Genomic DNA, 26,478 nt, shown 5'->3' with positions numbered 1-26,478 from the left:
GACCAGTTTCGCTGGGATGAAATAAAAAATCAACTATGGATATAAACCCAGCACAACCAATAATTATTCAACTTACAGAATACGAAAATCAATCATTTCAGCGCAATGAAATACCCGATTCAGCAGGAGTCGAGTTATATGAGAAATACAAAACACAAGTAGATATAGAATTTCCTAACTATAAAACGAAAGAACATTGGAAACTGAAAGCTAAAGGATGGGTAGGTTACATTCCTGTCACACCTGAATTGCATCTAAAAATAAATCCGAAAGTGCCTATCCAAAACCTCTTCGGAATGCTGGAATATGCCTACAATTTGAAAGGTTTTCGCTTTCTCGAAGGGCTGATGGATTGTGAATCTCTAGAGGACTTTTATAATAATCTGGCTCAGATATTATCCTATAAAGTTTTAGAGCGATGCCGCAAAGGATTGTATCGTACTTACTTGCCTAAAACACAGCAGCTTTCTTATGTGCGGGGAAGGCTAGATGTGCAACAGATAATTCAAAAGCCGTGGAATGTTAAACTTAAATGCGATTACGAAGAACATACGGCTGATATTAAAGAAAATCAAATACTGGCATGGACACTTTATATCATTGGTCGTAGCAGTTTATGTTCAGAAAGAGTATCACCAACAGTACGAAAAGCTTATCACGCTCTACAAGGATTAGTAACGCTGCAAGCTTGTAACACAGAAGATTGTATTGCCAGACAGTACAATCGCCTCAATCCAGACTATGAAGTATTACATAATTTATCTCGATTCTTTTTAGAAAATAGTAGTCCCAGTCATGAAAAGGGAAATTACAAAACCCTACCCTTTCTCGTCGATATGGCATATTTATATGAACTTTTTGTTGCGGAATGGCTTAAGAAAAACACGCCACAAGGCTATTTTTTCAAACAGCAACATCCAATAGAAATTAGTCAGAATCGGCACTTTAGTATAGATATATTACTGTGTGATGCTGCTACTGGCAAAACAATAGCAGTTTTGGATACAAAGTATAAAGCCCCTGAACAGGCAGGATATACAGATATTCATCAAATGATCAGCTACGCCAACACAACAAAATGCAAGCAAGCCTTTTTGATATACCCCAAAGACTTGACACAGCCACTATATGTTAAAAGTGACGAAATCCGAGTCCGCAGCCTCACCTTTTCCCTAGATGATAATCTCGATCGCGCAGGTCAAACCTTCTTAAAAAACCTTTTTCTCTTAATCCCTCAGAACTCACACCAATAATTAATAAAGGGGACAGATGACATTCGCTTGTGGCGAAGCACCCATCCCCGAATAGCTGCCCAGATCGTGAACCTGGAATCTATAGTCCGGTATCTAATAATCACAGTATCGGCCGAGATATGTAGATTGTCACTGGGATAGATACTGATTTACGAAATACCTACGAAAAGATTGTTACACAATTACTCTTGTTCACCCTTTCTTCCGCCTCCCATAGCCAACAGCGCCGTTCCGTAAGCTGCTTCTGTGTACACTGACGCGACTACAGGAACCTGCAAATGACGCGCCCTAATCGCAGTCCAAGTATGATTCGCCGCGCCACCGCCAGCAGTATAAACACAACTCAATTTGTCTGCTCCCATTTGTTGCAATAATTCATACCCTCGCGCTTCTATGCGGGCAATGCTTTCTAATAACCCATGTAAAAATTCCACTGGATTATCTGGGCGTGGTGACAATCGTGGGGGTAAATTGGGATCGTTAATCGGAAAGCGATCGCCTACCTTCAATAACGGATAATAATCTAACTCGCTGGCAATTGAAGCATCAATCTCCCGGCTAAGGCTTTCTAACTCAGCATTCGTGAAAAATTGCTTTAGTACTGCACCTCCGGTATTAGAAGCACCCCCAGTCAGCCACAAATCCCCCAAGCGATGGCTGTAAATCCCATATCTGGCATCTTCTACACGGGTACAACTTAACAACTTTAGTACCAACGTTGAACCAAGGGAAGTCACGGCTTCACCAGGTAATTTTGCCCCACTGGCGAGAAAAGCAGCAATACTATCAGTTGTACCTGCACACACCAGACAATCACGGCGGAAACCAAACTTATCCGCAATTTCAGGGCGCAATTGGGCAATGGGAGTACCAGGAGGTAAAACTTTGGGTAGGTGAATCGGTATTTGCAAATTTTCTAGCCATTCTGGGTATTTCAACTCTTCCACGTCATAACCCAGCTTTAAAGCATTATGGTAATCGCTAATACCCAACTGTCCATGTAGGAGAAACGCCAGCCAATCTGCTTGATGCAAAAAATATCTAGCTTCACTAAAAGAGGGTTGTTGCCTCATCCACAAAAGTTTGGCCAGGCTGGAGGTGGCACTCAACACTGTATGATTGGGGGGTGCAATACTCCTCAAATGCTCTAGCACCAATGATCCCCGCGCATCGTTATACAGCAACGGTGCATCTGTTGGATTGCCAACAGCATCGACCAGTAAGACGGTGGAAGAAGTACCATTAATTGCGATCGCTTTAATTTCTCGCCGCAATTGCTGAGGTATTTGTTCCACCAGCATAAACAAAGCCTCCTGCCAAATTTTGGGCGTAACGGCGGCTGGAGAGTCCTGGAAGGGATATCGCACCTGTACCTGGATGCTGACTTCCTCATCAACCACCATACCGCGTGCGCCAGAGGTGCCAAAGTCGATACCCAAATACAAATCCATAGTTTTATGAATTTTTTTAATAAAGAATCACTAAGGACTACTGTTTAATAACTGCTTTTGTTGCATCTTGTAACAAGATATTCCACAATCTTGGCAAAACAAGGAAAAGTAGTAAACGAACTGTTCAAAATCTATTCAGGTTAGGAGGTTTTCAGCCATGCCTATCTTAGATACTCTGTACATCGCTCAGATATCTTCCATCTCAGATACTCAAGTCTACATCGCTCTAGTTGTAGCCTTGATCCCAGGAGTTCTAGCTTGGCGATTAGCCACAGAACTTTACAAATAACGCTCCGATGTGACACAGTTAAAAAGCTAATAATCCTGGCAGTACGGGGTGCAATTTCCAGATACTTGTGGCTTTATGCCATAAGTAGCTAGGAAACTGGCACTTGCGTAAGCCAGGTTATTTTTTAACTGGTACAACACTTGTAGCTATTTCAAAAAAATGAAGTAATATGACAGCTAAATCAAGCAGTAATTAGCGCCAGAGCGCTTTTACAGTGCTTCCCTTCATTAAGCGAGGTTATCTTTTAGCATCATGAACGCGATTCAACCCTCCAGACCACCGTTACAACCTATACAAAAACGCCGGGTCATTCCTCGACCAAAGCGGCATCTTCGTCAACGTTCTTACCAAGTGATGGCGCTGGAAAGCACAGCCAAAATAACGGTTAATCTTGTGATTACAGCCGTTGCAGCATCTGCCTTAGCACAACTTTTGCCTTATCATTGGTCACAGCAAGAAAAGTTGCGAGAAATTAGTACTGAAGTCAAGCTGATGGAAGGACATGTCAATGGTTTGCAGACGGAATTTAGCCGTAACTTCGATCCTCAGCAAACTAAAACTATTATGCAAGAACAAGGATACCGATTTGATCCCAGCCAGCGCCGGGTCATCTTGATGAATCAGGATCGCCGAGAAGATGAACAAACAGAGTCATCACCCTAAGACAAATGGCGAATTTGAGATTATTTAAGTTTTTTGTGATTCAGGCTACGTATAAACCGGGTGTTAATTTATATTATTGCTAATAAATAATGGTTAATAGCTAATTTTTGAATAGCTATGTAGCTATCATCTATTAGTCATTAGCGATACAGCGTCACTAAGCTCCCATTCAAAATTTAATAATTTATTTTGAATTTTGAATCCCCCAGAAGAACTAATCTACCAACTAGGACGCTGATTCAGATAGCAGCTCGTTTAGCCAAATTTCGAGTTGTAAACGCAAGCGATAACCAGTAATATCCTTACTGTTGTCGAGAGAGGGCAGTTGAGTGAGGGCGCGACGATAATCTGCTAAGGCACAATTCCAGTCGCCCCAAAGATGGTAAGTTCTGCCGCGTTCAGCCCAGATATGACCTTCTAGTTGACCAAAAAGCAGTGCTACCTCAAAATTCTCAATTGCCTCCTCATATTGCCCCAAATCACGCCAGGTAATGCCTCGGTTAATCCACGCCCGGACATGGCTAGGATTTAAATCAATCGCTCGATCGTAATCGGCAAGTGCTGCTGCTGATTCTCCACAAGCTGCGTAGTAATTTGCCCGATTATTATAAGCACTAGCTAAATAGGGATTAAGTTTGAGGGCGGTGTTATAGTCTTCAAGCGCTTTTTGCCTTTCACCACCTTGGAAAAAAATCAGCCCCCGGTTGTTGTAATCAACGGCATTATGGGGATGATGGGAAATTAGTTGGTTTAAAAGTGCGATCGCCTGTGTATAATCTCCTTGTTGAGCCAACCTCAAAGCACAAGAGCGTAAGTATCTATCCCCAAAAGTAGATTCGCTTGTCCTCTCCTCTTTGACTTTATTTGTATTATTTATCACGTTATTATATTGCTTGCTTTGCTGGTCACCGTCAGCTAAAAATGATTGAATATTCATCTTTCCCTGCCTTGAATACCTGCTTTTTGAAATCAAATTCTAGTTTATCGCCGCTGGTGGTTTTACCACTATTTCTATATTTTTAAGGTATTTATAGTTACTTAAAAGCCATCTCAAGACTGAATTTCAACTACTCACACCTGTAGAAATCTACGCCCTAAATAAACAATTGCTCCTCAAACCTAATCATGGATACTCGATCCCCAAGGTGAATTCCAGAAATAGCAGATGTCAATATCAAAGACTAGTCAAGTAGTAACAGCGACAAATTGGTAGAATGCCAACAAGCCGTTCTTTAGAGATGAAAAAGATGGCAGAGGGGCAGGGAGCGGGAGCAGGGAGCAGGGGGAAAATTCCTCTCCTCTGCCTCTTTTCAATACCCAATGCCCCAGTATCTAGATTTAGTTTTTAAGTTTTGAGATAATTTTCCGATGACAACCGCAATTTCCTATCCCAATGCCCCAGATTTAGCAAGCGATGATTACATTGTTATCGGCTTGGCAACCTGCTTCGTCAAAGAAGATGGAGAAGTTTTTCAAATCGAAGTTATAGAACCAATTCCCTCTGCGGCTTTGGAAGCGCTCTTAAAGGGCATCCCTACCTCCTATAAGCTGGCTCATGCGACAACTTTGGGATCTGTGTTGGATGGCGATTCACAACCGTTGCCAGATGGCTTCCCAGAGACGGCTCAGTTTGGAGAAGAATTTGTGCCACGGGCATTTGCAGCAGCTCGTACCTACAAGCGTCGTGAATCTGCAAAATCTTTAATTCCCTTAGGTACAAACTACACTGAATTTAAGTATTCTATTGAGCGCAAACGGGTGTTAAATGCCGCTAGAGTTGTCACTAAAGAAGACAACGTTAAACAACATTCTCACACTCACAAAGTTCTTTAAGTAATTATGCTAAAACTTTACGGCGGTGCTCGTAGTCGAGCCTCAATTGTTCACTGGTATTTAGAGGAACTAGAAATTCCCTACGAATTTGTCAGGCTTGATATGCAGGCGGGCGAACACCTCAAACCTGAATATTTGGCAATTAACCCAGTGGGTAAAGTTCCTGCAATTGTTGATAGGGATTTTCAGCTTTGGGAATCTGGGGCAATTTTGCTGTATCTTGCCGAGAAATACAGTAAAACTCCACTTTCACTCCAAGAACGTGCTGTATTTTCCCAATGGGTGTTGTTTGCCAATGCTACCCTTGGCCCAGGGATTTTTGGAGAGGAGAATCGGGAACGAGAAATGCCCCGCTTGTTGACTCCGTTAAATGAAATTTTCAGTAGGCAACCTTTTTTACTTGGTAATGAATTCACTGTTGCTGATGTGGCAGTGGGGTCTATTCTGAATTATATTCCCATGATACTGAAGCTAGACCTCAGCCCCTATCCAGCAGTGTTGAACTATATGAAGCAGTTATCTGAGCGTCCGGGATTTCAAAGAAGTATTGGCGGACGGGCTTAATTGTAGTAGCGACACACAGATGTGCATGGGTGTCAACTTAAGCCTCGGCGAATGGAATTCGCGGCTACACAAACAAAGCCCACCTCCGTGGGCTAAGATAAGAGAAAATTAAGGTTTTTAACCCGCGCAGGCGGGTTTTGCCTGTGTAGACGCGGTTTCTAACCGCCATTTTAGCTGCCGTGTATTAGATCCAAACAAAAATCTTCACAAAATGTAGTTTGGATAGGTAGTGCCCACCATGCAAATCTTTTAACGATAATTTGTAAATTGCAAAGCAACTGGGTAGTCTTCTTGTTTTAGCCGCTGCATGACAACTTGTAGGTCATCTTTAGATTTGGCAGAAACCCGCACAGCATCCCCTTGAATTGAAGCTTGTACCTTTTTGAATTCGTCCCGAATCAATTTGGAAATTTGTTTGGCAATTTCCTGACTAATGCCTTTTTTGAGTTTGATTTCTTGACGCACGCGATTACCACTGGCTGATTCAACTTTGCCAAAATCAAAGATTTTCTGAGAGAGATTACGCTTGGCGGCTTTTTCTCGCAGAATCGTGTGTACAGAATCTAAGGTAAACTCGCTGTCAGTGCTAACGTTAATGCTTTCTTCGACTAACTCCACAGTAGTTTCAGTGTCTTTGAGGTCGTAACGACCTTTGATATCTCGGATAACTTGATCGACAGCGTTAACCAACTCTTGTCGGTCAAAGTCGCTCACAATGTCAAAGGAAAAAGTAGAAGCCATAAAACATTTTAGATTTTAGATTTTGGATTTTGGATTTTGGATTGGGAAAAATTTTCCCCATTCCCCATTCCCCACTCCCCAATTAACTACTAGTTTGGATAATGCTCAAGAAAAAGAGAGTGCCAGAGCTAAAGATGCCAATGGCAAACATGAGCGATCGCAAAAGGGGTATATTCAAAATATAAAAAATTGAGTATAGCAAACGGGCCACCACAAAGGCGATCGCAGCTACTTGTGCTGTAAAAGAATTTACACCAGTTACATAAGCCATCAATGCTGCTGCCGCAAACACCATAAACGCTTCAAAGGTGTTCTGATGTGCCCAAGTAGCTCGTTGAGCATAAGGTGGCAATTTCTCAAACATAGTGCGAGGAGTAGAAAACATTTCATACCCAATACGCGCACGGGCATAAGCTACTAGCAAAAATGGCACGTAAATTAGAACGGCAGCAGCAGCGATCGAGTACAAAAAAATTATCATTACTTATTAGTCATTGGTTATTAGTCATCAGTGAGCCAGCACGGTCTTGGGGGCTTCCCCCATGAGTGACTGGCGAACCCGTAAGGGTCATCAGTCATCAGTCATTAGTCAAATACAAATGACAAAAGACAAATGACAAATGACTAATCAAAGTAGAACAGGGTCACTACTTTTCTTTGTTCTTCTGCATCCTGACAAGTTTGCAACAGGGTGCGGCTGTCGTGAAATGCAAAGCAGATTAGTTGCTGGCAACGGGAGACAATCTCCTTGTTGCACAGGTAACTAGCTTCAGCAAGGGACAGAGTATCATTACTGGGATTTTCGACTAGATGCATTACCTGTTCTAGTTGCTGGCGCGATTCCAAAGGCTGGCGTTCCAGGCTTTGGGGTAGAATCACCGTCAACAAATTTGCATCAGCCCGGGTTGCTCCCTTGATGGCCGCTGAATTTGTACCTGTAGCACCAGAAGTAATGATTCGATTACCCGATAAAACTAGGGCGTATGTCATCATTTCAATAAGATTCTGATGCGTAATCGGGACATGACGAGAACCCAGCAAGGCGATTCTTTTAGAACCCGTTTGCTGGATTGTCGCTAGTTCTTGCGCTAATGTATCTAGGTTAATAAGGTCTGTTGATTGGCTCAAAGATGGAGAAAATCAGATTAAACGACCCAGATATTCTACCAAACAGCGTGTAGATACGAGGAAAACTTGAGTTAAACATTGCTACTAATTTTCGATTGTTTGGTTCAGTAACTCCATTACTTGCTTACACCAGGCTAGCCAATGTGTTTCGTAACTAATGCCATTTAGGAGAGTCAAATACTGAAATTTGCCTGATTCTGGCAGTTCTTGCGGATTCTGAAAGTAACACTGTTCTAAATCTTTGTACGTAGACAATTTTTTTAGATGGGCTTTTTGGTGATTTTCTAGCTCTGCCAAGATAATTTGGTTAGGAACAATATGACCAGCAAAAATTTTTACAAGTAAATCATCTTTAATCGGTGTGGGTTCACAAGGTTGAGCAATCCACTCTTTGAGGTGCTGTTCTCCCAAGTCTGTAACGCTGTAAAGCCTTTTATCTGGCCGTCCTGCTTGAAGAATCGACTCGGAACTAATCCATCCACGATCTTCTAGCTTCGACAACTCCCGATAAATCTGCTGGTGACTCGCTGACCAGAAAAAGCCTACAGAGCCATCGAATCGTTTTGCTAAATCATAACCACTACAGGGTGCTTCAACCAGAGCCGCTAATATTGCGTGCGCTAATGCCATAATTTTTAATTCACTACTTGACATATGCAACTAATTGCATAAAGATAAGCATATGCAATTAGTTGCATATTAACTTAAGCAACAAGGAGTGAGAGATGGCTCAAGTAATACCGGGACGATTTACAGCCGAGATTGATGAACCTTTTGTTGTGTTTTTGATTGGGATGCGAATTAATAAATTGTTCGCTTTTTCCAAATGGATTCCCACAGCCAGGGCAATGTCGCCCATGCTACGAAGCCTTAATCAGAATCCCGAAACAGGGTTTTTAGGGGGAGAAAGTTTTGTTTACTGGCGAGGAGTGGGACTGATTCAATATTGGCGATCGTTCGAGGATTTGGAGCGTTTCGCCAGAAATCCAACCGATGCACATCTAAAAGCTTGGCAGAGGTTTAATCAAGCCATAGGTGCTGATGGCAGTGTCGGCATTTGGCACGAAACCTATTTAATTGAACCGGGAAGATATGAGGCGGTTTACGGAAATATGCCTGTCTTTGGGTTAGCTGCTGCAACTAAGCATGTCCCAGCTATGGGGCGGAAGGAAACAGCTCGCCGTCGCCTGGGAGGTGACGGCGAACCAGCTGTACCCTCACCAGCAATACAGCCTCCTAACTGATAACTGAGCATAGATGCTCTTAATTGTCGAGGTTGATGAATCTAAGACAATGCCGCTGCGGGAGTTAAACCTAGTTTGGATAACAAGCGGTCAATGTCAAAATGCTCAGACATTAACTGGCGAATGCACTGAACTTTAATCGGCTCGTGGAGACGGACTTGCCCAAAAGTGCGGTCAACAATTTCTACCGTGGTGAGGGTGTCTAAGTCAACAGATAAAATGGGGATTTCTAGTTCTTCAGCGCGACTGAGAATGAACGGTGGCGGTGGTAGTTGCCCGGTGAGAATTAAACATTGGGTAGAAGTTTCCAAAGCAGCTTGCTGAATTTCCACGCGATCGCCTCCTGTTACCACAGCCATATTCCGGCGTTTGCGGAAATATTTCACAGCTGAATTGACATTCATCGCTCCAATTGCCAGACTTTCTACCAACAAATCCATGCGATCGTTGCGACAGAGAACATCAGCCTTTAACTGCTTGACTAGTTCGCCAACACTGACACTGCGGAGCAAATCGCTATTCGGCAGCATTGCTAGCACCGGAATCCCCTGCTGTTCCAAAAATGGTAGCACGAGAGTTTCAACTGCTTCTAGTTGGGTGACAGGAATATCATTGATCGCAACTCCAAACAAGCGATCGCCCAGACGCTGTTTTGCAGCCAATAGCGCCTCAACCGAAAGCAACGATTTATAGCGGCTTACTAACAGCACACCAGCATCCAATACTTCAGCCATTTGCAGTAAAGACAAGTCAAACAAATTGCCTTCAGACAAATCACCAGGCCCTTCCAGTAACACCAAATCTCCTTGAGATTTATGTAAATATTGCTGTATTAGGGACTGCTGATAATCGGTTTTGTCTTCCCCTCGCAAGCGCTTTTGCACATTTGGTTCATCCAAAGCCAGCATTGTAGGTGCAACGCGGTTTTCCGGCAAATTGAGGCTAAGAGCGATGAACTGGACATCTTCCTCAATTACGGTTCCACTAGACGAATTGAAACACGTACCGAGTGGTTTACCGTAGCTAATATCCAGACCTTTTTGCTGTAGCTGATGAGACAAACCCAGAACAGTTGCAGATTTACCGCTGTAAGTCTCGGTCGATCCAATCAGCAAATATTTAGGGGATTTTGGCACACATGCACTCCTAATTTCAAAAGTCAGAAGAACCCAGCTAGGTGTTTACTAATTCTAGTTCCTTCTGGCAAAAGCCTCTCGCTCTCACAAATTAAGGTTTCCCAAAAATACCTTCTGATTGAACAAACAAAGAATTGTCTGAGCCGAGGCTCGATCGCGGCGTAGGAGTGTCTGACTCGCTATCCTTTGGTGCAGCCGCAGCGAAAAGTCGAGCCACGCGCTAACAGCAGGTTTCCCGAATTGAAACAACTGGCGTCATGCGGTTCCCGCCGCAGGCATCTGTTAGCGTAGCGGTAGCGAGTCTGCGAGCGTCCGCAGGAGCGTCACTTTTCAAGATAGGCATAGAACACAAGGAGCAAGGGAAAGACCTAGCGTCAATCAAAAATCCTGAATCTAAATAAACTAAATGGCTGATAAAAAAAGCTGCGATCGCCCCAGTCTAGCTTCAAGCCACAAGTTGTAAAGAGCGGACTCGCGGCATAATTTCTTGGGCAAAGCGCGTCATTTCTTGGTCAAAGGGATTAAATTGCAGCATGAAAGTCTCGATTCCTGCATCAACAAAAGCTGCAACTCTTGTAGCTACTGTGTCGTAACTACCAACCAGCCCTGCGGCTGTGCCACCATTGCCACCAACACCAGGATTTTTGGCGAAGAGCTGGAACATCACGGCTTCTGGATCGACTCCTTTGGCAACACTTAATTTCAAGTGTTCTTCTTGCTTTTGAAGTGCCATAAGCCGCTCAAGTTCTGCTTGGGCTTCGGCATCGGTGGGGCGAGCAATCACAAAGGCTGATAAACCAAAGCGCACTGGTTTGGGTAGGGTTCGCGGTCTACTTAAAACTTGTTTAATCACCTTACGGACATCCTCAATCGGTTGACCGTTAATGAAGTAGATATCTGCCTGTTCAGCAACTAATATTTGCGCCGGATCGGATGCCCCTCCAAGGTAGATGGGAGGATGCGGTTGGGCAATAGGAGTGGGCCGGAAACTCAAATCCTCTATTTTGAAGTATTCGCCCTGAAAGTTAACCCTCTCACCACTCCAGAGGGACTTGACAACCCGCAACCATTCACTCGAATAGCGGTAGCGCTCATCGTGGGGCGGGAAGGGAATATTAGTCCGCTCCATCTCTGGTTTAAACCAGGCACTGATCAGATTAATGGCAAAACGCCCGCTACTAATGGCATCAATGCCCAGCGCCATCTTCGCCAAAACTGCTGGATGGAACAGTAGGGGTTTAATCGCGGCGATGATTTCAATCCGTTCTGTGGCTTCAGCTAAAGCCGCACATGCCGTCCAGGTTTCTAGTTGCTCCAGTTCCAGACTGCGGGGGTTGGCGATGTGCTGCGCTACCAAAGTGGTGGCGTATCCCAAACGCTCTGCTTTTAAAATAAGCGATCGCGTGCGCTCATAACTCGCATCCACAGGTTCTTCCGGTGTGTTGAGAGGGCCAAAATTGCCACCAACGGGTGCCCAAATCCCATAACGTGGTTCTGTCATAATTACCTCCTAGTAAAAAGTTAGTTACAAGTTCCCGATCTGAGCATTAACTACTTCTGAGGGTTTAAATCCCCGTTACAAAACTGAATTACGAATTACGAATTATTTTGTTGGAAATCCCTTTGACTGAGACTCAATGTGTAAGCATTTAGGTTAATTAATCAACCCATACATACTACGGCATCTTGGTCAGTAAACCGTAGTATTGTAATTGAGTACGAACATCTCACAGATAGCTAGAAAAAGCAAGAGTAGTAATAAAAATTACGCATAACTCAGGCGGAAAGCTTCTCTTCTGCAAGATCGAGTTTTGAAAAACTGTAGTGTTTAGTGAGGAAAATCTCAATGATTATCGATCCCTCCCAGAACGACCCACGAAATACCTATCAATTACTTGTTGGTTCAGTGGTTCCCCGGCCGATCGCTTGGGTGTCTACGATCGCTAGCGATGGTACGCCCAATGTCGCACCTTTCAGTTTTTTTATGGGCGTGACAGCTAACCCACCAACTTTAGCCATCTCTACAGGTCTGCGGCGTGGTGTTAAAAAAGATACTTTATTCAATGTAGAGCAGTCGGGTGAACTGGTGGTTAACATCGTTGTTGAAGAATTGGGGGAACAGATGAACGCCACCAGTGGCGACTTTCCGCCAGATGTGGACGAATTTCAAGTAGCGGGACTAACTCCTGCTCCCTCAAAGCTGGTGCGTCCGCCACGAGTTGCTGAATCACCGATTAATATTGAGTGTGTGCTGAAGCAAGTAGTTTACGTAGGAAATGAAGGTAGCCAATCGGGATTAATTATTGCTGAGGCGGTGCTGTGGCATATTCGGGATGATTTGCTGACACCCCAAAATACAATTGATGTCGCAAAATTGCACGCGATCGGTCGCCTGTCGGGTAACTGGTATACCCGCACGCAGGATTTGTATGAAATTACTCGCCCCACTTAAAGTATTATTTGATGCAAGAGGTAAATTATAGATATTTGAAGAATTGCTGGAAAGGCATCCTGCTAGAGAGATTTTAGTGGGGCTAATTTGAGCGATCGCGATTTGACTGGTGTTAATCTCAGTGGTATTGACCTGAGTGAATCAGATGCGATCGCCTACGGGAAACTAGAAGCGATCGCAGGTGAAAAATATTCAGGAATTTTCTGAAAACCCCAACACCTGCATTGATTTTTCAAGTACTTCTTTGGGGCGAAATGGTTTAGTTAGATATAAATCTGCACCAACCTCAATTCCTTTTTGTTTGTCAAATTCCTGTCCCTTAGCTGTCAAAATTATGATGTAGATGTCAGTCATTTGCAGGTCGTGTTTTACAATATGGCAGACTTGCAGACCGTTCATTTTCGGCATCATTACATCAAGAAAAACCAAATTTGGTTTTTCAGTTTTAATCGTTTCGAGAGCTTCTTCGCCATTTCTAGCAGTTAGAAGTTCAACACCCTCGTCTTCTAATGCTTCTAGGGCTTGTTCCATCAAAATCAAGATATTGGGTTCATCGTCAACAATTAGAATTTTCTGGGTCATAGCGATTGGGGATTGGGGATTGGGAATTGGGAATTGGGAATTGAAAAGAGGCAGAGGGGCGGGGTAATCTTAGCAGAGGAGAAAACTTTTCTCCCTTGCTCCCTGCTCCCTTGCTTCTTTCCCAATTCCCAGCCTCAGCGATTACTGTTCTGATAGCATAATAAAAAATACATTTTCCAACTCTTTCTCAAACCGGAGGGTTTTCACCAAATCGGCTTCTTTAGAGAAGATAGAATCGATGATGATCATGTCAGGTTTGGTTGATAGGGCTTTATAAATGCATTCTTGCGGATCGGAGGCTTCAATTACACTGTATCCCTGAGTTTGCAGTACATCTGATAGGGTTTTTAAGGCTGATGCATTTTTATCTACAACCAATACCTTTTTATTAGAAGTGCCTTGGTAAAGCAGTGAGCCAATTTCGTTGAGGAGTTTTTCTGTGTCAATCGGCTTGGTGAGATAGCGATCGATGCCAATGTGGTAGCCCCGTTCTTTGTTTTCAATAATCGACAGAATGATGATCGGAATGTCTGCGGTCTGAGGATCGTTTTTGAGAACGGCTGCCACATCGAACCCGTTGATTTGGGGCATCATCACGTCCAAGAGAATCAAATCGGGACGGGCTGTTTTGATTTGATGAATTGCATCCATGCCGTCTTTAGCTTCTCGAACATTGTAGCCTTCGTTTTCTAGTTGTTGACGGAGCAGTTCTCGAATGTTAACGTCATCATCTACAACCAAAATGGTTTTACAATTTTGGTTCAGCACAGCGTTTTTGGTGATGACGTGTTCTTTGAGTTGTTTGACTAGCGTATCCAAATTCAGATTAGCAGTGGTTTGTCGATCGCTGGCGTAGGTGGGAATGATGAACGAGAATATGCTGCCGTTACCTGGTTGACTCTCAACCCAGATTCTACCGCCGTGATGATCGACGATTTGTTTACAGATGGGCAGCCCTAACCCTGTGCCTTTGGGTTTGTCGGTGAGAGTGTCGCCAACTTGGCGGAATTTCTCGAATACTTTCGGCTGATCTTCAGGTGCAATCCCAATGCCTGTGTCGATGACGCTAATGCAAACACCGTCGTTTCCTTGTTTAACCCGGCAGGTGACACAACCAGATTCGGTAAACTTAACGGCATTGGAAATTAGGTTGATTAAAACTTGCAGCAGACGGTTGCGATCGCCTACTATCTGAGGCAGTCCTGGTTCAATCTCGCTCACCAACTGCAAGCCATTGGTTTCAAATAACCCGGCGGTAGAATTGGTTGCCCAATCGAGTAATTCGCTGGGATCGAGGGGTTGCATCTGCCATTCCACCTTACCTGCTTCCATCTTGGCGATGTCCAAGACATCGTTAATCAAAGACGTGAGCCGTTCTGCTTCCGATACAATAATGTTGAGATTATCAGCCACCCGCTTAATCGTTTTCTGAAGCTTGCGGTCTTCGGTAGAAAGCATTGGAAACACATCGGTTTCCAGCTTTTCTTGAATGATCGACGCAAAACCAAGGACAGAAGTCAGTGGTGTCCGCAACTCGTGGGAAACTGTTGAGATGAAGTCGGTTTTCATTTGGTCGATTTCCTTTTCTGCCGTCACATCCCGAATCAGCAGCGCCGAACCGAAGCAGGCAGAGGGTTCTAAATCTGTCGTCTTTTTGAAAATGGCGGTTGCCACTGCCTGACCAATGCGTTCCTTAGTCAGTGCAACTTCGGCAGAGAACACCTCACCGGGATGGGACTGAGTTCGTGTAACCAGGTCTGCTAAACCAGATATCGGCAATTCTCGGTAGTGACCGTTGAGGGCGGTAGCTGTCAATCCGTACATACTTAAAAAAGCAGGATTGAAGTGGGTGATTTGTCCTGTGGTGTCTGCCACCAACAAACCATCTGCTAAGTTATCTAAAATCGCATTTAACCCCTGCGCTTCTGCTAGGGTATTTTGCAAGGCAGCCGTCCGCTCTACAACTCTGGCTTCCAGTTCTTGATTCAGTTGCCGCAGAGCGATTTCTGCTTGTTTGCGGGCAGTAATATCGGTATTGATTTCTAGCATGGCGCAGGGTTGACCGGATAAATCTCGTTGCAAAGTCCAGCGGCTCTGAACGGTGATGCATCTGCCATCGCGCGTGATGTGTTCCAGTTCTCCTTCCCAAGTGCCCTGCCGGAGAAACTCTGATAGAATTTCTTCTAAAGGTTTTGGAAAGGTTGATTTTAGAAATGCGTGAATGTATTGGTCTTTCACTTCCTCACGCGTCCAACCGTAGAGCCTTTCGGCACCCTGATTCCAGTGAGAGATTTTGTCGCTCATGTCGCGGACAATAATCGCATCGCTGGAATGATTCAACATATCCAATAAACGCTGATTTTCGGCTTCTGCCAGCTTGCGATCGTGAATATCGGTGCAAGCGCCAATCCATTCCCGAATGCTGCCGTCTTCTTCCAGTACGGGGGCACCACAGACAGAGAAGTAGCGGTATGTGCCATTCTTGCCAAGCAGCCGATATTCGGTTTGATAGATACCTCGGTTTGCCACAGCAGCATTCCAAGCTTCTGTGGAGCCGGCACGGTCATCGGGGTGAATCGGATCGAGCCAGCCCCAACCCTCAACTTCAGCCTCGCTTTGCCCCGTATAGGCCATCCAGGTGAGCATTTCCCTGCTGATTCCCAGTCCTTCCGGGGTAGCCCCCCAGATAATCTGTGAAGTAGCAGTTACTAAGGAGCGATATCGTTCTTGAAGACGCTGATTTTCGGCTTCTGCTAGCTTGCGATCGTGGATATTGGTGCCGGTGCCAATCCATTCTCGGACGCTGCCATCTGCTTCTAGGATAGGGGTACCACAGATAGAAAAGTGGCGGTAGCTGCCGTCTTTACCACGTAACCGATATTCAGTTTGAAAGAGACTCTGATTCGCCACAGAATTACTCCAGGCAAGGGCTGTGCGGGTACGGTCATCGGGGTAAATCGGATCGAGCCAGCCCAAACCCTGGATTTCATCTGCACTCTGACCTGTGTACGCTAACCAGGTAGACATTTCACTGCTCACCGCCTCTCCTTCAGGGGTAGTCACCCAGACAATTTGCGAGCTGGCAGTCACCAAAGAGCGAAACCGTTCTTCGCTCTGTTGCAAAGTTTTTTCTGCTAGCCAGCGATCGTGAATATCAGTGCAGGTGCCAATCCACTCGCGGATGCTGCCATCTGCTTCCAAAACAGGAGCTGCATTGCCAAAAAAGTAGCGATAAGTGCCGTCTTTGGCACGAATCCGATATTCAAGTTGATAAAGACTCTGGTTCGCCACAGCAGCACTCCAAACTTCAGCACTCTTGGCACGGTCATCGGGATGCATGACATCTAACCAGCCCCAGCCGATCATTTCGGCTGCACTTTGACCTGTATATGCTTCCCAACCGACTATTTCAGAGTTCACCATTCCTTCAGGCGATGCCGTCCAGACCATTTGTGAACTGGCAGTTACTAAAGAGCGATATCGTTGTTCGAGATACTGCTTTTCGGCTTCTGCCAGCTTGCGATCGTGAATATCGGTGCAGATGCCAATCCACTCTAAGACGCTGCCATCTTTTTCTCGGACGGGGGCACCCCAGACCCAAAAGTAGCGATAGTTCCCATCCTTGCCCCGAATTCGGTATTCAATTTGATACATACTCTGGTTTGCCACGGCAGCACTCCAGACTTCTCCAGTGTAGGCGCGATCTTCAGGATGAACGGCATCAATCCAGCCCCCATTTTCCGCTTCAGCTAGACTTTGACCTGTATAGGCTATCCAGCTTGCCAGTTCAAAGCAAATTCCATCTGGTGTGCTTACCCAGACAATTTGTGCAGTAGCAGTTACCAGAGAGCGATATCGGGCTTCACTTTGTTTCAGGATTTGTTCAGTATGTTGGCGTTCCTGCTGGGCACCTCGAAGGTCGCTGATGTCCTCCACACTAGACCAGATCAGCCGTTCCCCATCCTTCTCAATCATTACTCCAGATAACCTGACCGGAACCAGATGCCCGTTTTTGTGGATGTACTCCTTCTCATAAGGGCCATAGCGACCAGTTCGTTCCAAGTCTTCTAGGCTAGATTGCTCCGTAGCAGCATATTTTTCTGGGGTAATCTCCCAGTAGGTGAGATTCAGGGTTTCTGGAACAGTACGCCCCAAAATGGCAGCAAAGGCGGGGTTGATGTTAATTAGTGTCCCATCTGTTCGGCATAGTGCTAGCCCAACAGGACATTGTTCAAATAGGTAACTGTTGTATTCATCAAGTTGGTTAAACATGGTTGAGGTTTCTTTAGCGGCGTATTTGGATAGGGTTAGAACAACAGAACCAAGACAACAAAGTGGCGTAAAGCTTTAACGAAATTGGGTTACGTTGGAACATCTGGTAAATTTGATCGGGTGATGCACCTTCCACATCTGGACTGTGCTGTGAAAGTCGCTGGATCAGTTGAGTATGGCGGATTAGCAGATCCGTTGGTTTGAGCATTGGAACTGTTGATGGAATGAAGCCGTCGGCATCAAGAGTGGGGGATGATTCGGTTGTGGGAGTTGGCAACGCAGAGGTGCTATTTTGTTCTTCAGCAGCGTCTGCGAATGCACAATTTACTGGAATCTGAATCCAGAATTCTGTCCCTTCACCGGGTTGAGAACGACACTTGAGCATTCCCCGATGTTTGTCTACAACAATTTGGTAGCTGATTGCCATGCCTAACCCGGTTCCCTTACCAACATCTTTCGTGGTGAAGAAGGGATCGTAAATGCGGCGGATTACCTCCTCTTTCATGCCTGGGCCGTTGTCGGCAATGCGAATCACAACCCACTGGTGGTCGAGGAATTCAGTACGAATCGTGATTTGGCCAGTAGGGGGGGATATTTCTTCATTGTCCATTTCCTCCTCTAGAGCATCAATGGCATTTGCCAGGACGTTCATAAATACCTGATTCAACTGTCCGGGATAGCATTCGATTAGGGGAAGTTTGGCATAGTCTTTAACAATTTCAATTTTCGGTCGGCGAATAGCCGCTTTCAGCCGATGGTGAAGAATCATCAGCGTTCCATCGATGCCATCGTGGATGTTGACGGCTTTCATTTCAGCTTCGTCATGGCGGGAGAAGTTTTTCAGGGATTGGACAATTTCTACGATGCGACCTGTGCCCAGTTTCATCGAATCTAGCAGTTTGGGGAGATCCTGCATGATAAATTCCAGGTCTATATTGTCTAACTCTGATTCCAGTTCTGGAGGAGCAACAGGTAGAAATTTCTGATACTTTTCTAACAGGTGCGACAAGTCTTGGGCGTATTCGGCAACATACCTTAAATTGCCGCAAATAAAGTTAACCGGGTTGTTGATTTCGTGGGCAACTCCGGCAATGAGTTGCCCTAGACTGGACATTTTTTCGCTTTGGATTAACTTAGTTTGGGCCAATTGCAACTCATGGAGAGCTTGCTGAAGCTTCTGTGTCTGGGCTTTTGCCTGAACGGCTGCTTGAGTGCTTTGCTCGTAAAGCACAGCTTTGTCAATGGCGATCGCTGTTTGAGAGGCAAAGATACTCACAAGTTTCAGGTGTTCGGCCTTGTATGAGTCAGTTTTGGGCGTGCCAATAGCGATCGCTCCCAGTACTCGCTCCTTGGCTCGTAACGGTACACAAATCAGGGCGTTAACGTTTTTTTGCCCCTCTAATCGAGGATCGGCTTGCACGTCATTGACCAGTTCTGCCCGATTGGATTGCACAATGTTGCCAATAATTCCCTTCCCCGGTTCCGGCTGAGTGTCTTCAAAAAACACTCCAAATTCGGCAATGACTTCAAATGCAGTTGCATCTGGACTCAGGAGCAGAATCATCCCCGCAGACGATTCAATTAATTGACTCAATTCCTGAAGCACGAGTTGGGCAATCTGTCGCGTATTTAAACTTGTTGTCAGTTGAGTCGAGATATCCTCAAACAAATCAATTTCCTGGTATCGCTCTAGCAATTCTTTAGCGAGTTCTTTCTTTTCAGCTTCCTGTTTTGCTAGAAACGAGAGCAAAGTCGCAAGTATACTTGCCTGTTCTTCCCCAATAACCCAACCGATAATTTCTCCTGACACCTCAATTGGATATCGGTTTTTGGCGGTTTGCTCCCCAATGCTAATCAGTTTTGTGCCGTCTACCAGTTCAACATCAATCGCAATGTTGAACTGGTAGACTAAGTTATGAAGGAGAGATGGCAACTCTTTTTTGTTGAGAATCTTTCTGAGGCTAACTGTAGACATCAAACACCTCATCTAGAGCAGGTTGCAAATTGACCGCCCTCAAGCCAATGAGATAGCCGAGAATCTGAACGGTTGCGTTGGCTTGGCGATCCGTACCCCTTTGCATAAGCAAGCTACGCCTAGCATCTCCGGAAAAGAGAGGAGTTGTCATAAAAATCTAGTAATATAATAATTTACTAATTAAGACTAGTTTTCCCAAAAAGATTAGCGATATAACAGCTAAGTTGAGCGGTAATAAATACCTTTCAACTCCTTCCAGAGGCGTTTTTACGTCCGTATAACTCGCTTGCTGTTTGATAAGTTATAGAAAATCTATAAGTTAAGCTTTCATAATTACAAAAAAGCATAGATTTAAATCTATGGTCAATTCACGTCTCTTGTTGCTACTATTCGTAAATTGGGAATCAGCTTTTTTGAGTATGTAGATGAGCGCATTTCTGAGACTAGAATAATCCTTTCTCTGGCAAAACAATAGGATAGTGTACGAAAAAGAGGTGCGATCGCACCTCTTTTTCGTACATTTAAAAAGTATTTAGGTAAGCGATCGCTTCAGTTAGATCCGAGAGAAGCGAAAACGAAGTCTGAGTAACCGTAGCCAGCGTAACCACATTTGTGCAGGTTGTTCAAAGAAGGTAAAAATATCACCGAAACCCAAATTAGTTTTGTGATGATGTAACCAGTGTCTCTCAGGAGTAGTAATAAATAGAATTTGGCATAAAATATTTACAAGCTTTGAAGTTTCCCAACCCAGTACACTTATGTGTCTCCACCATACATGAAACTGACCAAGCAGTAATCCAGAGATGACGCCAATGGGAGAAAAAGACCACAAGACTACTGCTATGAGTATATAAGGCAAAGCTCCCAAGATACCATCTAAAAGAACCTGGGGATTAAAAGTCAAAATAGCGTAGTGGCGGAAGTCCTTCTTCCAGGAGTGGTGCGTTTTTAAATGAAGGCTACCAAAAACGTGCTCGGGTACGTGGTAAAAGAAAGTAGATAGAAAATCGCCAAAAAACAGTAATAACCAAGCAACAGCGATAGCCTCAAGCATTTGTACTCCTCAAGAATAGTTAAGAAAACTCCACAGAAAATATGCAAATGTCATGCTGTCGGCGTAGACACCTGTTTTGCATTATGCAAGCAGTATCTGTGTGTCTCATGGGTCTACGCTCCAGTTAATTTGGCTCAGAGTATATGTAATTGGGTCAGTTGCAGTTTCATGAATCTCCAATCCTTAATGCAGTCAACAGCAACTTGTAAAAACCTCCAATTTCACTTCTAGCTCTAGGTTAAAGGTAGTAATACATCTAAAAATCGATGTAAATACCGTATTTTGCCATTGTTACTACACAATCTTCTTACTAAGACATACAGCGTAAGCAAAGGTTGAGTTAAAGTTAGTACAAATTTAGGTTAAGACTTTCTAAAACATTGTTAATTTTAAATTAATTGCGATTCAGCTTAAATTATTGAATTTAATCAGAACGATACAAATAGGTATTTTACCAATATAATCTGAGTTATAAAAATGAATAAAGCAGATTTATAATTAAATCGATATACGGCAATATTTGGAGAATATAGAGTTAGCTAAATGCCATAATAGTCGGCTTTAAATCAACAAATCATGGGTAGGAGCGACGCAATCAGAGGAACACATAGTGATACGGAGAATGAATATTTCTCGTATCCCCGTCTTAACCTATAAATTTCAACTTAGTATTTAATACTAGTGAAACTCCTATACCTCCCTTCAAGTAGGTGTGAAGCTTCTGCCTACCTAATTAAGCTCAAAAGAGTGAAAAGCTGATTTTAGAGCAAATACACTTGGGTTAAGGGTTGATTCTCCCTAATCCTCCTTAAAAAGAAAAAAGAGGGAGTTAAGCCCCACTTTTAAAGGGGAGCTATCGCATTACGGGTTAAGAGGCTTAAAGCGAGTGGCGTCGGGTTTGCTGACTTATTCTGTCTTATTGAAAAGATATTTTTAGCACATCCCAAATTTAGGTTCCTTTCCAGTTGGAAGGTAAAATCAGGGTTTGAAGCTATAATTACACGATTTATCTGTTTCAGCATGAACAAAAAATGGGCGGTCAAGCGAATTACTATAAACCTGGCTTTAAATGAAGCCAAGAACCTAGAAAAGTATTGCGAACAGACAGGAAGACCAGCAACGGATGTGATTCGAGAACTCATTCGAGCTTTGCCACTGACGAAATAAAAGTAGATTTGCGAACCATTTCACCTTGGTTCATTCTCAAGATATAAGCATTAGAATTTGGTTGAATTGGAGGCGTAAAATTAACGAGTAGTAATTTTTTTTGTGAGGATTGAAAGGGAGGTAAAAATTGAGTGAAGGCGTGCTACGCCCGCAGCACGCCTAAAAGAAAGTAACGTGATAACTAGTATTGAGTTGCACAAAAAGGAGTGAGAGACTGTTTCTCTGGTTCGGCGACTATCGATTTTTATTCTGTCGTCACCTTTGTCAGAGAATAATCTCTAACGTTTGTTTTTTATTATTTTCGCAACAAACAACAGTATTGAAATAGCAAATATCAAGTCGTGAGGGTCTAATCTATAGAGTCTAATCTATGATTACCACTCTTGAATTACTCTAGTTCAGAGTAAAGTTGAAAACTTTTGTTCAAATCTACAACACCTTCCACTTCAGCGATGAGTCTTCTCGACTAGGGCTTTTCAGACTTGGCGTGAAAAGTCAAGGTAAGGCTTGAATAAGTTCCCGAATCACATCCATTGCAGGTTTTCCTGTCTGTTCGCAATACTTTTCAAGGTTCTGGGCTTCATCTGATGTCAAGTTTAAAGTAATTCGCTTAAGCGCCCTTTTTTTACTGGAGGTTGCCAAACGGGGAAATTTAAGTGCAGCAGTTTTATTCATTGATTGATAGGCTAGATATATACAAACTTTCTTTATCAAGATTGCCAATTCAAAACTGTTTTTACCAGTGAAAATCGAGATTTTGAGATTGAACTTAAGCTTTACGCCCCAAACATATTACTGAAAAGTCAAGGTATTAAACAACTAGCACCACACGTAATGAATCTGCCATTACCCAAGTGCAAGAAGTTTTCAACTGAAGAGATGATGTCAGCAATGTCCCACAGACCAAATTGTCTGTTGAGCAAGCGATGTTGACTTACCGAGACGAGTGGATTGCCAAAGGTGGTTTTTATCAGTGAATATTTTGGTAATATACCTGTTTTAAATCCTCTGCACCAGGAGATTAGTCGTTTGTTATGGCGATCGCCTCATAACTATAGCAACCTAGCAGATAATTCCTTTTAGTCAAAGGTGATTACACGAACAGTGAGTTAATACATGACTTTACATAATTGGAGACGCAAGCGTGGTGTTGCACTTACAACCAAGGGGTTACAAAAAATTAAGGACGCAAAGCATCAGTCAGAAGCAAAGGAAAATTTTGGAAACAGGTACACTCTCGAAGAAATGAGTGCACGCTCTGGGTTATATTCCGCTACCATCTCTAAAGTATTGAATCGGGAAGGGGGAGTTGACAAACAGACTATTGAGAAGCTTTTTTCAGCTTTTAAGTTAAAAATAGATAAAAGTGACTATTTAAGTTCAAATACTCGTCTAGATTGGGGAGAAGCTATCTTTAACTCAGTTTTTTATGGACGTACAGAAGAACTTACTACCCTAGAGCAATGGATTCTCAATGAGCACTGCCAATTGGTGGCACTATTGGGAATAGGAGGTATTGGTAAAACGACGCTCTCTGTAAAGCTTGCTCAACAGATTCAGGAGAACTTTGAGTATGCGATCTGGCGATCGCTACGAGAAGCTCCGCCTGTTAAAGTTATTCTAGGTAATCTAATCCAATTTCTATCTGACGAACAAGAAACAGAAGGTAACTTACCAGAAAGCTTTAGCGAGAGGGTATCGCGGCTACTCTATTATTTACAAAATCATCGCTGTTTGCTGATCCTTGATAATGCAGAGTCAATTCTCCGCAGTGGTAGCCGCGCCGGACTTTATCGAGAAGGATATGAGGAATATGGTGAGCTTTTAAAACGCGTGGGAGAAGCAACTCACGAAAGCTGCTTAGTGCTGACTAGTCGTGAAAAACCGAAGGAAGTGGCATTGCTGGAAGGACAAGCACTACCTGTTCGCTCATTACTACTGAGTGGTTTGAAGATGGTGGAAGGGCAAGAAATCTTGAAACTCAAAGGGCTATCAGCAGCACAGGATGAATGGAAAGTGATGATTGAACGTTATGCAGGCAATCCATTAGCCTTAAAGATAGTTGCCACAACCGTTCAAGATATCTTTGATGGTAATGTGACTGAGTTTTTGCAACAAGATACCTCTGTTTTTGGCGACATTCGCGATATTTTAGAGCAGCAGTTTGAGCGCTTGTCAGATTTAGAAAAGAACATCATGTACTGGCTAGCGATTAATCGTGAGCCGATTACACTCTCAGAATTGCGAGATGACATTATATCACCAATACCACAAGCAAAGTTACTAGAGGCTGTAGAATCTTTAGGAAGGCGATCGCTAATCGAGAAGGCTACGCCTACGCTCATTAACAAAAGTGGATCGTTTTTTACCCTCCAGCCTGTGGTTATGGAGTATGTAACTAGTAGCTTGATAGAACATGCTTGTGAAGAGATTGTGACTCAGAATATTGATTTATTCAGGCGTCATGCTCTAATGAAGGCGACTACCAAAGACTATGTTAAAGAAGCTCAAGTTCGCCTCATCATCAAACCGCTTATAGATGGGCTACTCACTGTTTTAAGAAGCAAAAGAAACATCGAAAATCACTTAACTCAAATTATAAGAACTTTAAGAGAAACATCACCACTCGAACCAGGATATACGGGTGGCAATATTTTCAATCTACTTTGTCAAATGGAAACCGATCTAAGTAGCTATGATTTTTCTAATTTGACTGTTTCACAAGCAGACATGCGGAATGTAAATTTGCACAATGTAAATTTTAGACACGCAAATTTAGCTAAGTCTATTTTTGTGGAAACCTTCGGCGGTGTTTTTTCAGTAACTTTTAGCCCCAATGGAAAGCTTTTCGCTACGGGTGATACCAATGGAGAAATTCGCTTGTACCATGTTGTAGATGGTCAACAACTTCTCACTTGTGAAGGACATACTGGTTGGGTTTGGTCAGTTGCTTTTAGTCACGATGGTCGTGTTCTTGCCAGTGGTAGCAATGACCAAACAGTAAAGCTGTGGGATACCAGCACTGGTCAGTGTCTTAAAACTTTGCAGGGTCATAATGCTGGAGTTAGATCGGTCGCCTTTAGTAGGGATAGTCAAATATTAGTAAGTGGCAGTGAAGACCAAATAGTGAAGTTATGGGATGTCAGCACTCAAAGCTGCCTTCGGACACTGGAAGGTCATAGTGGTGGAATCCAGTCAGTTGCCTTTAGCGTAGATAGTCAGTTGCTTGCTTCTAGCAGCGATGACCAAACGATAAAGGTGTGGGATGTTAGCACTGGCAAATGCCTTCAAACATTGCAAGAACATACCCGTCGGGTATATTCAATTGCTTTCAGCCCTAATAGTCATATCATAATTAGTGGTTGTCATGACCAAACGATAAAGGTGTGGGATGTTAGCACTGGCAAATGCCTTCAAACATTGCAAGAGCATACTAACTTAATAAACTCAGTTGCCTTTAGTTCAGATGGTCAAATGTTTGCTAGTGGCAGTGACGATCGCACGATAAAGCTGTGGGATAGTAGCACTAATCGTTGCCTTAAGACTCTACGGGGACATAGTAATCGGGTATGGTCAGTAAGCTTTAGTCCAGATGGTAACATTCTTGCTAGTTGCAGCGATGACCACACGGTCAAGCTGTGGGATATTCACAGTGGTCGTTGCATTAAAACTTTGCAGGGTTATAACAATGGGGTGTGGTCAGTCGCTTTCAATCTGGACGGTAACACTCTTGTTAGTGGCAGTAATGACCGAACAGTAAAGCTATGGGATACTACTACTGGTCAGTGTCTCAAAACTTTGCGAGGACATAGTAATCGGGTTACGTCAGTTGCTTTCAGTCCTGATAGTCACATCCTTAGTAGTGGCAGTGAGGATCAAACAGTTAGATTATGGGATGCGAATACTGGTAAATGTTTCAAAATTTTGCAAGAGCATAGTAACAGAATCACATCAGTTACCTTCAGTTCCGATGGTCATGTTCTTGCCACTGGCAGTGATGACCAAACAGTAAAGTTATGGGATACCAGCACTGGCCAATGCCTCAAAACTCTACAAGGTCATAGTGGTAGAATATGGTCAATTTCTTTTAGTCCTAACAGTGATATCTTAGCCAGTGGTTGTCATGACCAAACAGTGAAGTTATGGGATACCAGCACTGGTCAATGCCTCAAAACTTTTGAGGGTCATGCTGACTGGGTTTGGGCAGTTGCTTTCAGTCCAAATGGTCGCATAGTTGCTAGTGGTAGTGGTGACCAAACAGTGAGGCTATGGGATGTTAACAACGGTGAGTGTCTTAGAACTTTACAGGGACATACCAATTGCATATACTCAGTTGCCTTTAGTCCTGATGGGGGAATGCTTGCTAGTAGTAGTGGCGATCAAACAGTAAAGCTGTGGGATGTCAGCACAGGAAAATGCCTAAGAACCTTGTTGGGACATACTAGGTGGGTCTGGTCGGTTGTTTCTAATTATAATGGTCAGATACTAGCTAGTTGCAGTGAAGATGAGACAATTAAGCTTTGGGATATAAAAACGGCTGAGTGCTTGAAAACTCTGAAAAGCGAAGGTCCCTATGAGGGTATGAATATCACTGGCGTATTCGGTTTGACTGAAGCTCAGAAATCAACGCTGAGAATTTTAGGAGCAGTTGAGTTATGAATAAAAATGAAGTAG

General features: G+C 43.6%; 25 protein-coding genes and 1 pseudogene. 11 read left to right on the top strand and 15 right to left on the bottom strand.

Features of this window, described 5'->3' with window-relative positions; all coding sequences use genetic code 11:
* Positions 1 to 35 precede the first annotated feature (35 nt).
* The gene (locus V7L01_RS04335; RefSeq protein WP_335032263.1) at positions 36 to 1,253 is read left to right on the top strand and encodes an McrC family protein; all 1,218 of its coding nucleotides are present in this window, start codon (positions 36 to 38) and stop codon (positions 1,251 to 1,253) included.
* 182 nt (positions 1,254 to 1,435) lie between these two features.
* Here V7L01_RS04335 and V7L01_RS04330 read toward each other — a convergent pair whose 3' ends face one another.
* Positions 1,436 to 2,704: an FGGY-family carbohydrate kinase gene (locus V7L01_RS04330; RefSeq protein ID WP_335032261.1), complete on the bottom strand. Its 1,269-nt coding sequence runs from the start codon at positions 2,702 to 2,704 to the stop codon at positions 1,436 to 1,438.
* Between the two features lie 199 nt (positions 2,705 to 2,903).
* On the opposite strand from V7L01_RS04330, the gene psaM reads away from it, so the two are divergent.
* Together psaM and V7L01_RS04320 are read left to right on the top strand one after the other, a co-directional pair.
* Positions 2,904 to 2,993 (top strand): photosystem I reaction center subunit XII, encoded by a 90-nt coding sequence (psaM, locus tag V7L01_RS04325; protein WP_040630342.1) that lies wholly within the window; start codon positions 2,904 to 2,906, stop codon positions 2,991 to 2,993.
* A 252-nt stretch (positions 2,994 to 3,245) separates the two neighbouring features.
* Positions 3,246 to 3,656, top strand: coding sequence for a hypothetical protein (locus V7L01_RS04320; RefSeq protein ID WP_335032259.1), 411 nt, complete (start codon positions 3,246 to 3,248; stop codon positions 3,654 to 3,656).
* Between the two features lie 226 nt (positions 3,657 to 3,882).
* Here V7L01_RS04320 and V7L01_RS04315 read toward each other — a convergent pair whose 3' ends face one another.
* Positions 3,883 to 4,593, bottom strand: coding sequence for a tetratricopeptide repeat protein (locus V7L01_RS04315; protein ID WP_335032257.1), 711 nt, complete (start codon positions 4,591 to 4,593; stop codon positions 3,883 to 3,885).
* A gap of 431 nt (positions 4,594 to 5,024) precedes the next feature.
* Here V7L01_RS04315 and V7L01_RS04310 point away from each other — a divergent pair, with 431 nt between their 5' ends.
* Entirely contained in the window at positions 5,025 to 5,489 is a 465-nt protein-coding gene (locus tag V7L01_RS04310; RefSeq protein WP_335032255.1) for a hypothetical protein, read from the top strand.
* A 6-nt stretch (positions 5,490 to 5,495) separates the two neighbouring features.
* Entirely contained in the window at positions 5,496 to 6,053 is a 558-nt protein-coding gene (locus V7L01_RS04305; protein WP_335032253.1) for a glutathione S-transferase family protein, read from the top strand.
* 249 nt (positions 6,054 to 6,302) lie between these two features.
* Here V7L01_RS04305 and V7L01_RS04300 read toward each other — a convergent pair whose 3' ends face one another.
* The 4 genes from V7L01_RS04300 to V7L01_RS04285 all read right to left on the bottom strand — a co-directional run bounded on the left by V7L01_RS04300 (position 6,303) and on the right by V7L01_RS04285 (position 8,552).
* Positions 6,303 to 6,794 carry a YajQ family cyclic di-GMP-binding protein gene (locus V7L01_RS04300; RefSeq protein ID WP_012411046.1) on the bottom strand — a complete coding sequence of 164 codons (492 nt, stop codon included), beginning with the start codon at positions 6,792 to 6,794 and terminating at the stop codon, positions 6,303 to 6,305.
* An 82-nt stretch (positions 6,795 to 6,876) separates the two neighbouring features.
* Positions 6,877 to 7,275, bottom strand: coding sequence for an MAPEG family protein (locus tag V7L01_RS04295; RefSeq protein ID WP_335032251.1), 399 nt, complete (start codon positions 7,273 to 7,275; stop codon positions 6,877 to 6,879).
* Between the two features lie 143 nt (positions 7,276 to 7,418).
* The gene (locus V7L01_RS04290) at positions 7,419 to 7,922 is read right to left on the bottom strand and encodes a DNA recombination-mediator protein A (protein WP_100902618.1); all 504 of its coding nucleotides are present in this window, start codon (positions 7,920 to 7,922) and stop codon (positions 7,419 to 7,421) included.
* Positions 7,923 to 8,006: 84 nt separating this feature from the next.
* Positions 8,007 to 8,552 (bottom strand): PadR family transcriptional regulator, encoded by a 546-nt coding sequence (locus tag V7L01_RS04285; protein ID WP_335032250.1) that lies wholly within the window; start codon positions 8,550 to 8,552, stop codon positions 8,007 to 8,009.
* Between the two features lie 95 nt (positions 8,553 to 8,647).
* Here V7L01_RS04285 and V7L01_RS04280 point away from each other — a divergent pair, with 95 nt between their 5' ends.
* Positions 8,648 to 9,166 carry a DUF4188 domain-containing protein gene (locus tag V7L01_RS04280; protein ID WP_335032248.1) on the top strand — a complete coding sequence of 173 codons (519 nt, stop codon included), beginning with the start codon at positions 8,648 to 8,650 and terminating at the stop codon, positions 9,164 to 9,166.
* 41 nt (positions 9,167 to 9,207) lie between these two features.
* Here V7L01_RS04280 and V7L01_RS04275 read toward each other — a convergent pair whose 3' ends face one another.
* The 3 genes from V7L01_RS04275 to V7L01_RS04265 form a co-directional block, all read right to left on the bottom strand.
* Positions 9,208 to 10,302, bottom strand: a complete 1,095-nt coding sequence (locus V7L01_RS04275; RefSeq protein ID WP_335032247.1) for a phosphotransacetylase family protein — start codon at positions 10,300 to 10,302, stop codon at positions 9,208 to 9,210.
* Between the two features lie 91 nt (positions 10,303 to 10,393).
* The gene (locus V7L01_RS04270; RefSeq protein ID WP_335032245.1) at positions 10,394 to 10,519 is read right to left on the bottom strand and encodes a hypothetical protein; all 126 of its coding nucleotides are present in this window, start codon (positions 10,517 to 10,519) and stop codon (positions 10,394 to 10,396) included.
* A gap of 228 nt (positions 10,520 to 10,747) precedes the next feature.
* Positions 10,748 to 11,803 carry an LLM class flavin-dependent oxidoreductase gene (locus tag V7L01_RS04265; RefSeq protein WP_335032243.1) on the bottom strand — a complete coding sequence of 352 codons (1,056 nt, stop codon included), beginning with the start codon at positions 11,801 to 11,803 and terminating at the stop codon, positions 10,748 to 10,750.
* 345 nt (positions 11,804 to 12,148) lie between these two features.
* Between V7L01_RS04265 and V7L01_RS04260 the strand changes: the two genes are divergently transcribed.
* Positions 12,149 to 12,754: a flavin reductase family protein gene (locus V7L01_RS04260; RefSeq protein ID WP_335032241.1), complete on the top strand. Its 606-nt coding sequence runs from the start codon at positions 12,149 to 12,151 to the stop codon at positions 12,752 to 12,754.
* A gap of 81 nt (positions 12,755 to 12,835) precedes the next feature.
* A pseudogene (locus tag V7L01_RS04255) lies at positions 12,836 to 12,961 on the top strand (hypothetical protein); the annotation flags it as partial.
* Here V7L01_RS04255 and V7L01_RS04250 read toward each other — a convergent pair.
* From V7L01_RS04250 to V7L01_RS04230, 5 genes are all read right to left on the bottom strand, one after another.
* Positions 12,947 to 13,336 (bottom strand): response regulator transcription factor, encoded by a 390-nt coding sequence (locus tag V7L01_RS04250; RefSeq protein ID WP_335032239.1) that lies wholly within the window; start codon positions 13,334 to 13,336, stop codon positions 12,947 to 12,949. The pseudogene V7L01_RS04255 and the gene V7L01_RS04250 sit on opposite strands and share 15 nt — an antisense overlap.
* A gap of 141 nt (positions 13,337 to 13,477) precedes the next feature.
* Positions 13,478 to 17,608, bottom strand: a complete 4,131-nt coding sequence (locus V7L01_RS04245; protein WP_335032237.1) for a PAS domain S-box protein — start codon at positions 17,606 to 17,608, stop codon at positions 13,478 to 13,480.
* 13 nt (positions 17,609 to 17,621) lie between these two features.
* Entirely contained in the window at positions 17,622 to 19,583 is a 1,962-nt protein-coding gene (locus V7L01_RS04240) for an ATP-binding protein (protein ID WP_335032235.1), read from the bottom strand.
* Positions 19,570 to 19,734, bottom strand: a complete 165-nt coding sequence (locus V7L01_RS04235) for a hypothetical protein (protein ID WP_335032233.1) — start codon at positions 19,732 to 19,734, stop codon at positions 19,570 to 19,572. The genes V7L01_RS04240 and V7L01_RS04235 overlap by 14 nt, the downstream gene beginning before the upstream one ends.
* 402 nt (positions 19,735 to 20,136) lie before the next feature.
* Positions 20,137 to 20,637 carry a fatty acid hydroxylase gene (locus V7L01_RS04230; RefSeq protein ID WP_335032231.1) on the bottom strand — a complete coding sequence of 167 codons (501 nt, stop codon included), beginning with the start codon at positions 20,635 to 20,637 and terminating at the stop codon, positions 20,137 to 20,139.
* 1,020 nt (positions 20,638 to 21,657) lie between these two features.
* Between V7L01_RS04230 and V7L01_RS04225 the strand changes: the two genes are divergently transcribed.
* Positions 21,658 to 21,804 carry a CopG family transcriptional regulator gene (locus V7L01_RS04225; protein WP_322695793.1) on the top strand — a complete coding sequence of 49 codons (147 nt, stop codon included), beginning with the start codon at positions 21,658 to 21,660 and terminating at the stop codon, positions 21,802 to 21,804.
* Between the two features lie 495 nt (positions 21,805 to 22,299).
* On the opposite strand, the gene V7L01_RS04220 is transcribed toward V7L01_RS04225, so the two are convergent.
* Positions 22,300 to 22,479 carry a CopG family transcriptional regulator gene (locus V7L01_RS04220; RefSeq protein ID WP_335032229.1) on the bottom strand — a complete coding sequence of 60 codons (180 nt, stop codon included), beginning with the start codon at positions 22,477 to 22,479 and terminating at the stop codon, positions 22,300 to 22,302.
* 285 nt (positions 22,480 to 22,764) lie between these two features.
* On the opposite strand from V7L01_RS04220, the gene V7L01_RS04215 reads away from it, so the two are divergent.
* Together V7L01_RS04215 and V7L01_RS04210 are read left to right on the top strand one after the other, a co-directional pair.
* Positions 22,765 to 22,887, top strand: a complete 123-nt coding sequence (locus V7L01_RS04215) for a hypothetical protein (RefSeq protein ID WP_335032227.1) — start codon at positions 22,765 to 22,767, stop codon at positions 22,885 to 22,887.
* A gap of 33 nt (positions 22,888 to 22,920) precedes the next feature.
* On the top strand, positions 22,921 to 26,463 hold the full coding sequence (locus V7L01_RS04210) for an NB-ARC domain-containing protein (protein WP_335032225.1): 3,543 nt from the start codon (positions 22,921 to 22,923) through the stop codon (positions 26,461 to 26,463).
* Positions 26,464 to 26,478 lie beyond the last annotated feature (15 nt).

It is taken from the genome of Nostoc sp., from assembly GCF_036917095.1.
Classification (GTDB): Bacteria; Cyanobacteriota; Cyanobacteriia; order Cyanobacteriales; family Nostocaceae; genus Nostoc.
The sequence above is the reverse complement of the archived record's forward strand: the minus strand, read 5'-3'. Positions and strand labels throughout refer to the sequence as shown.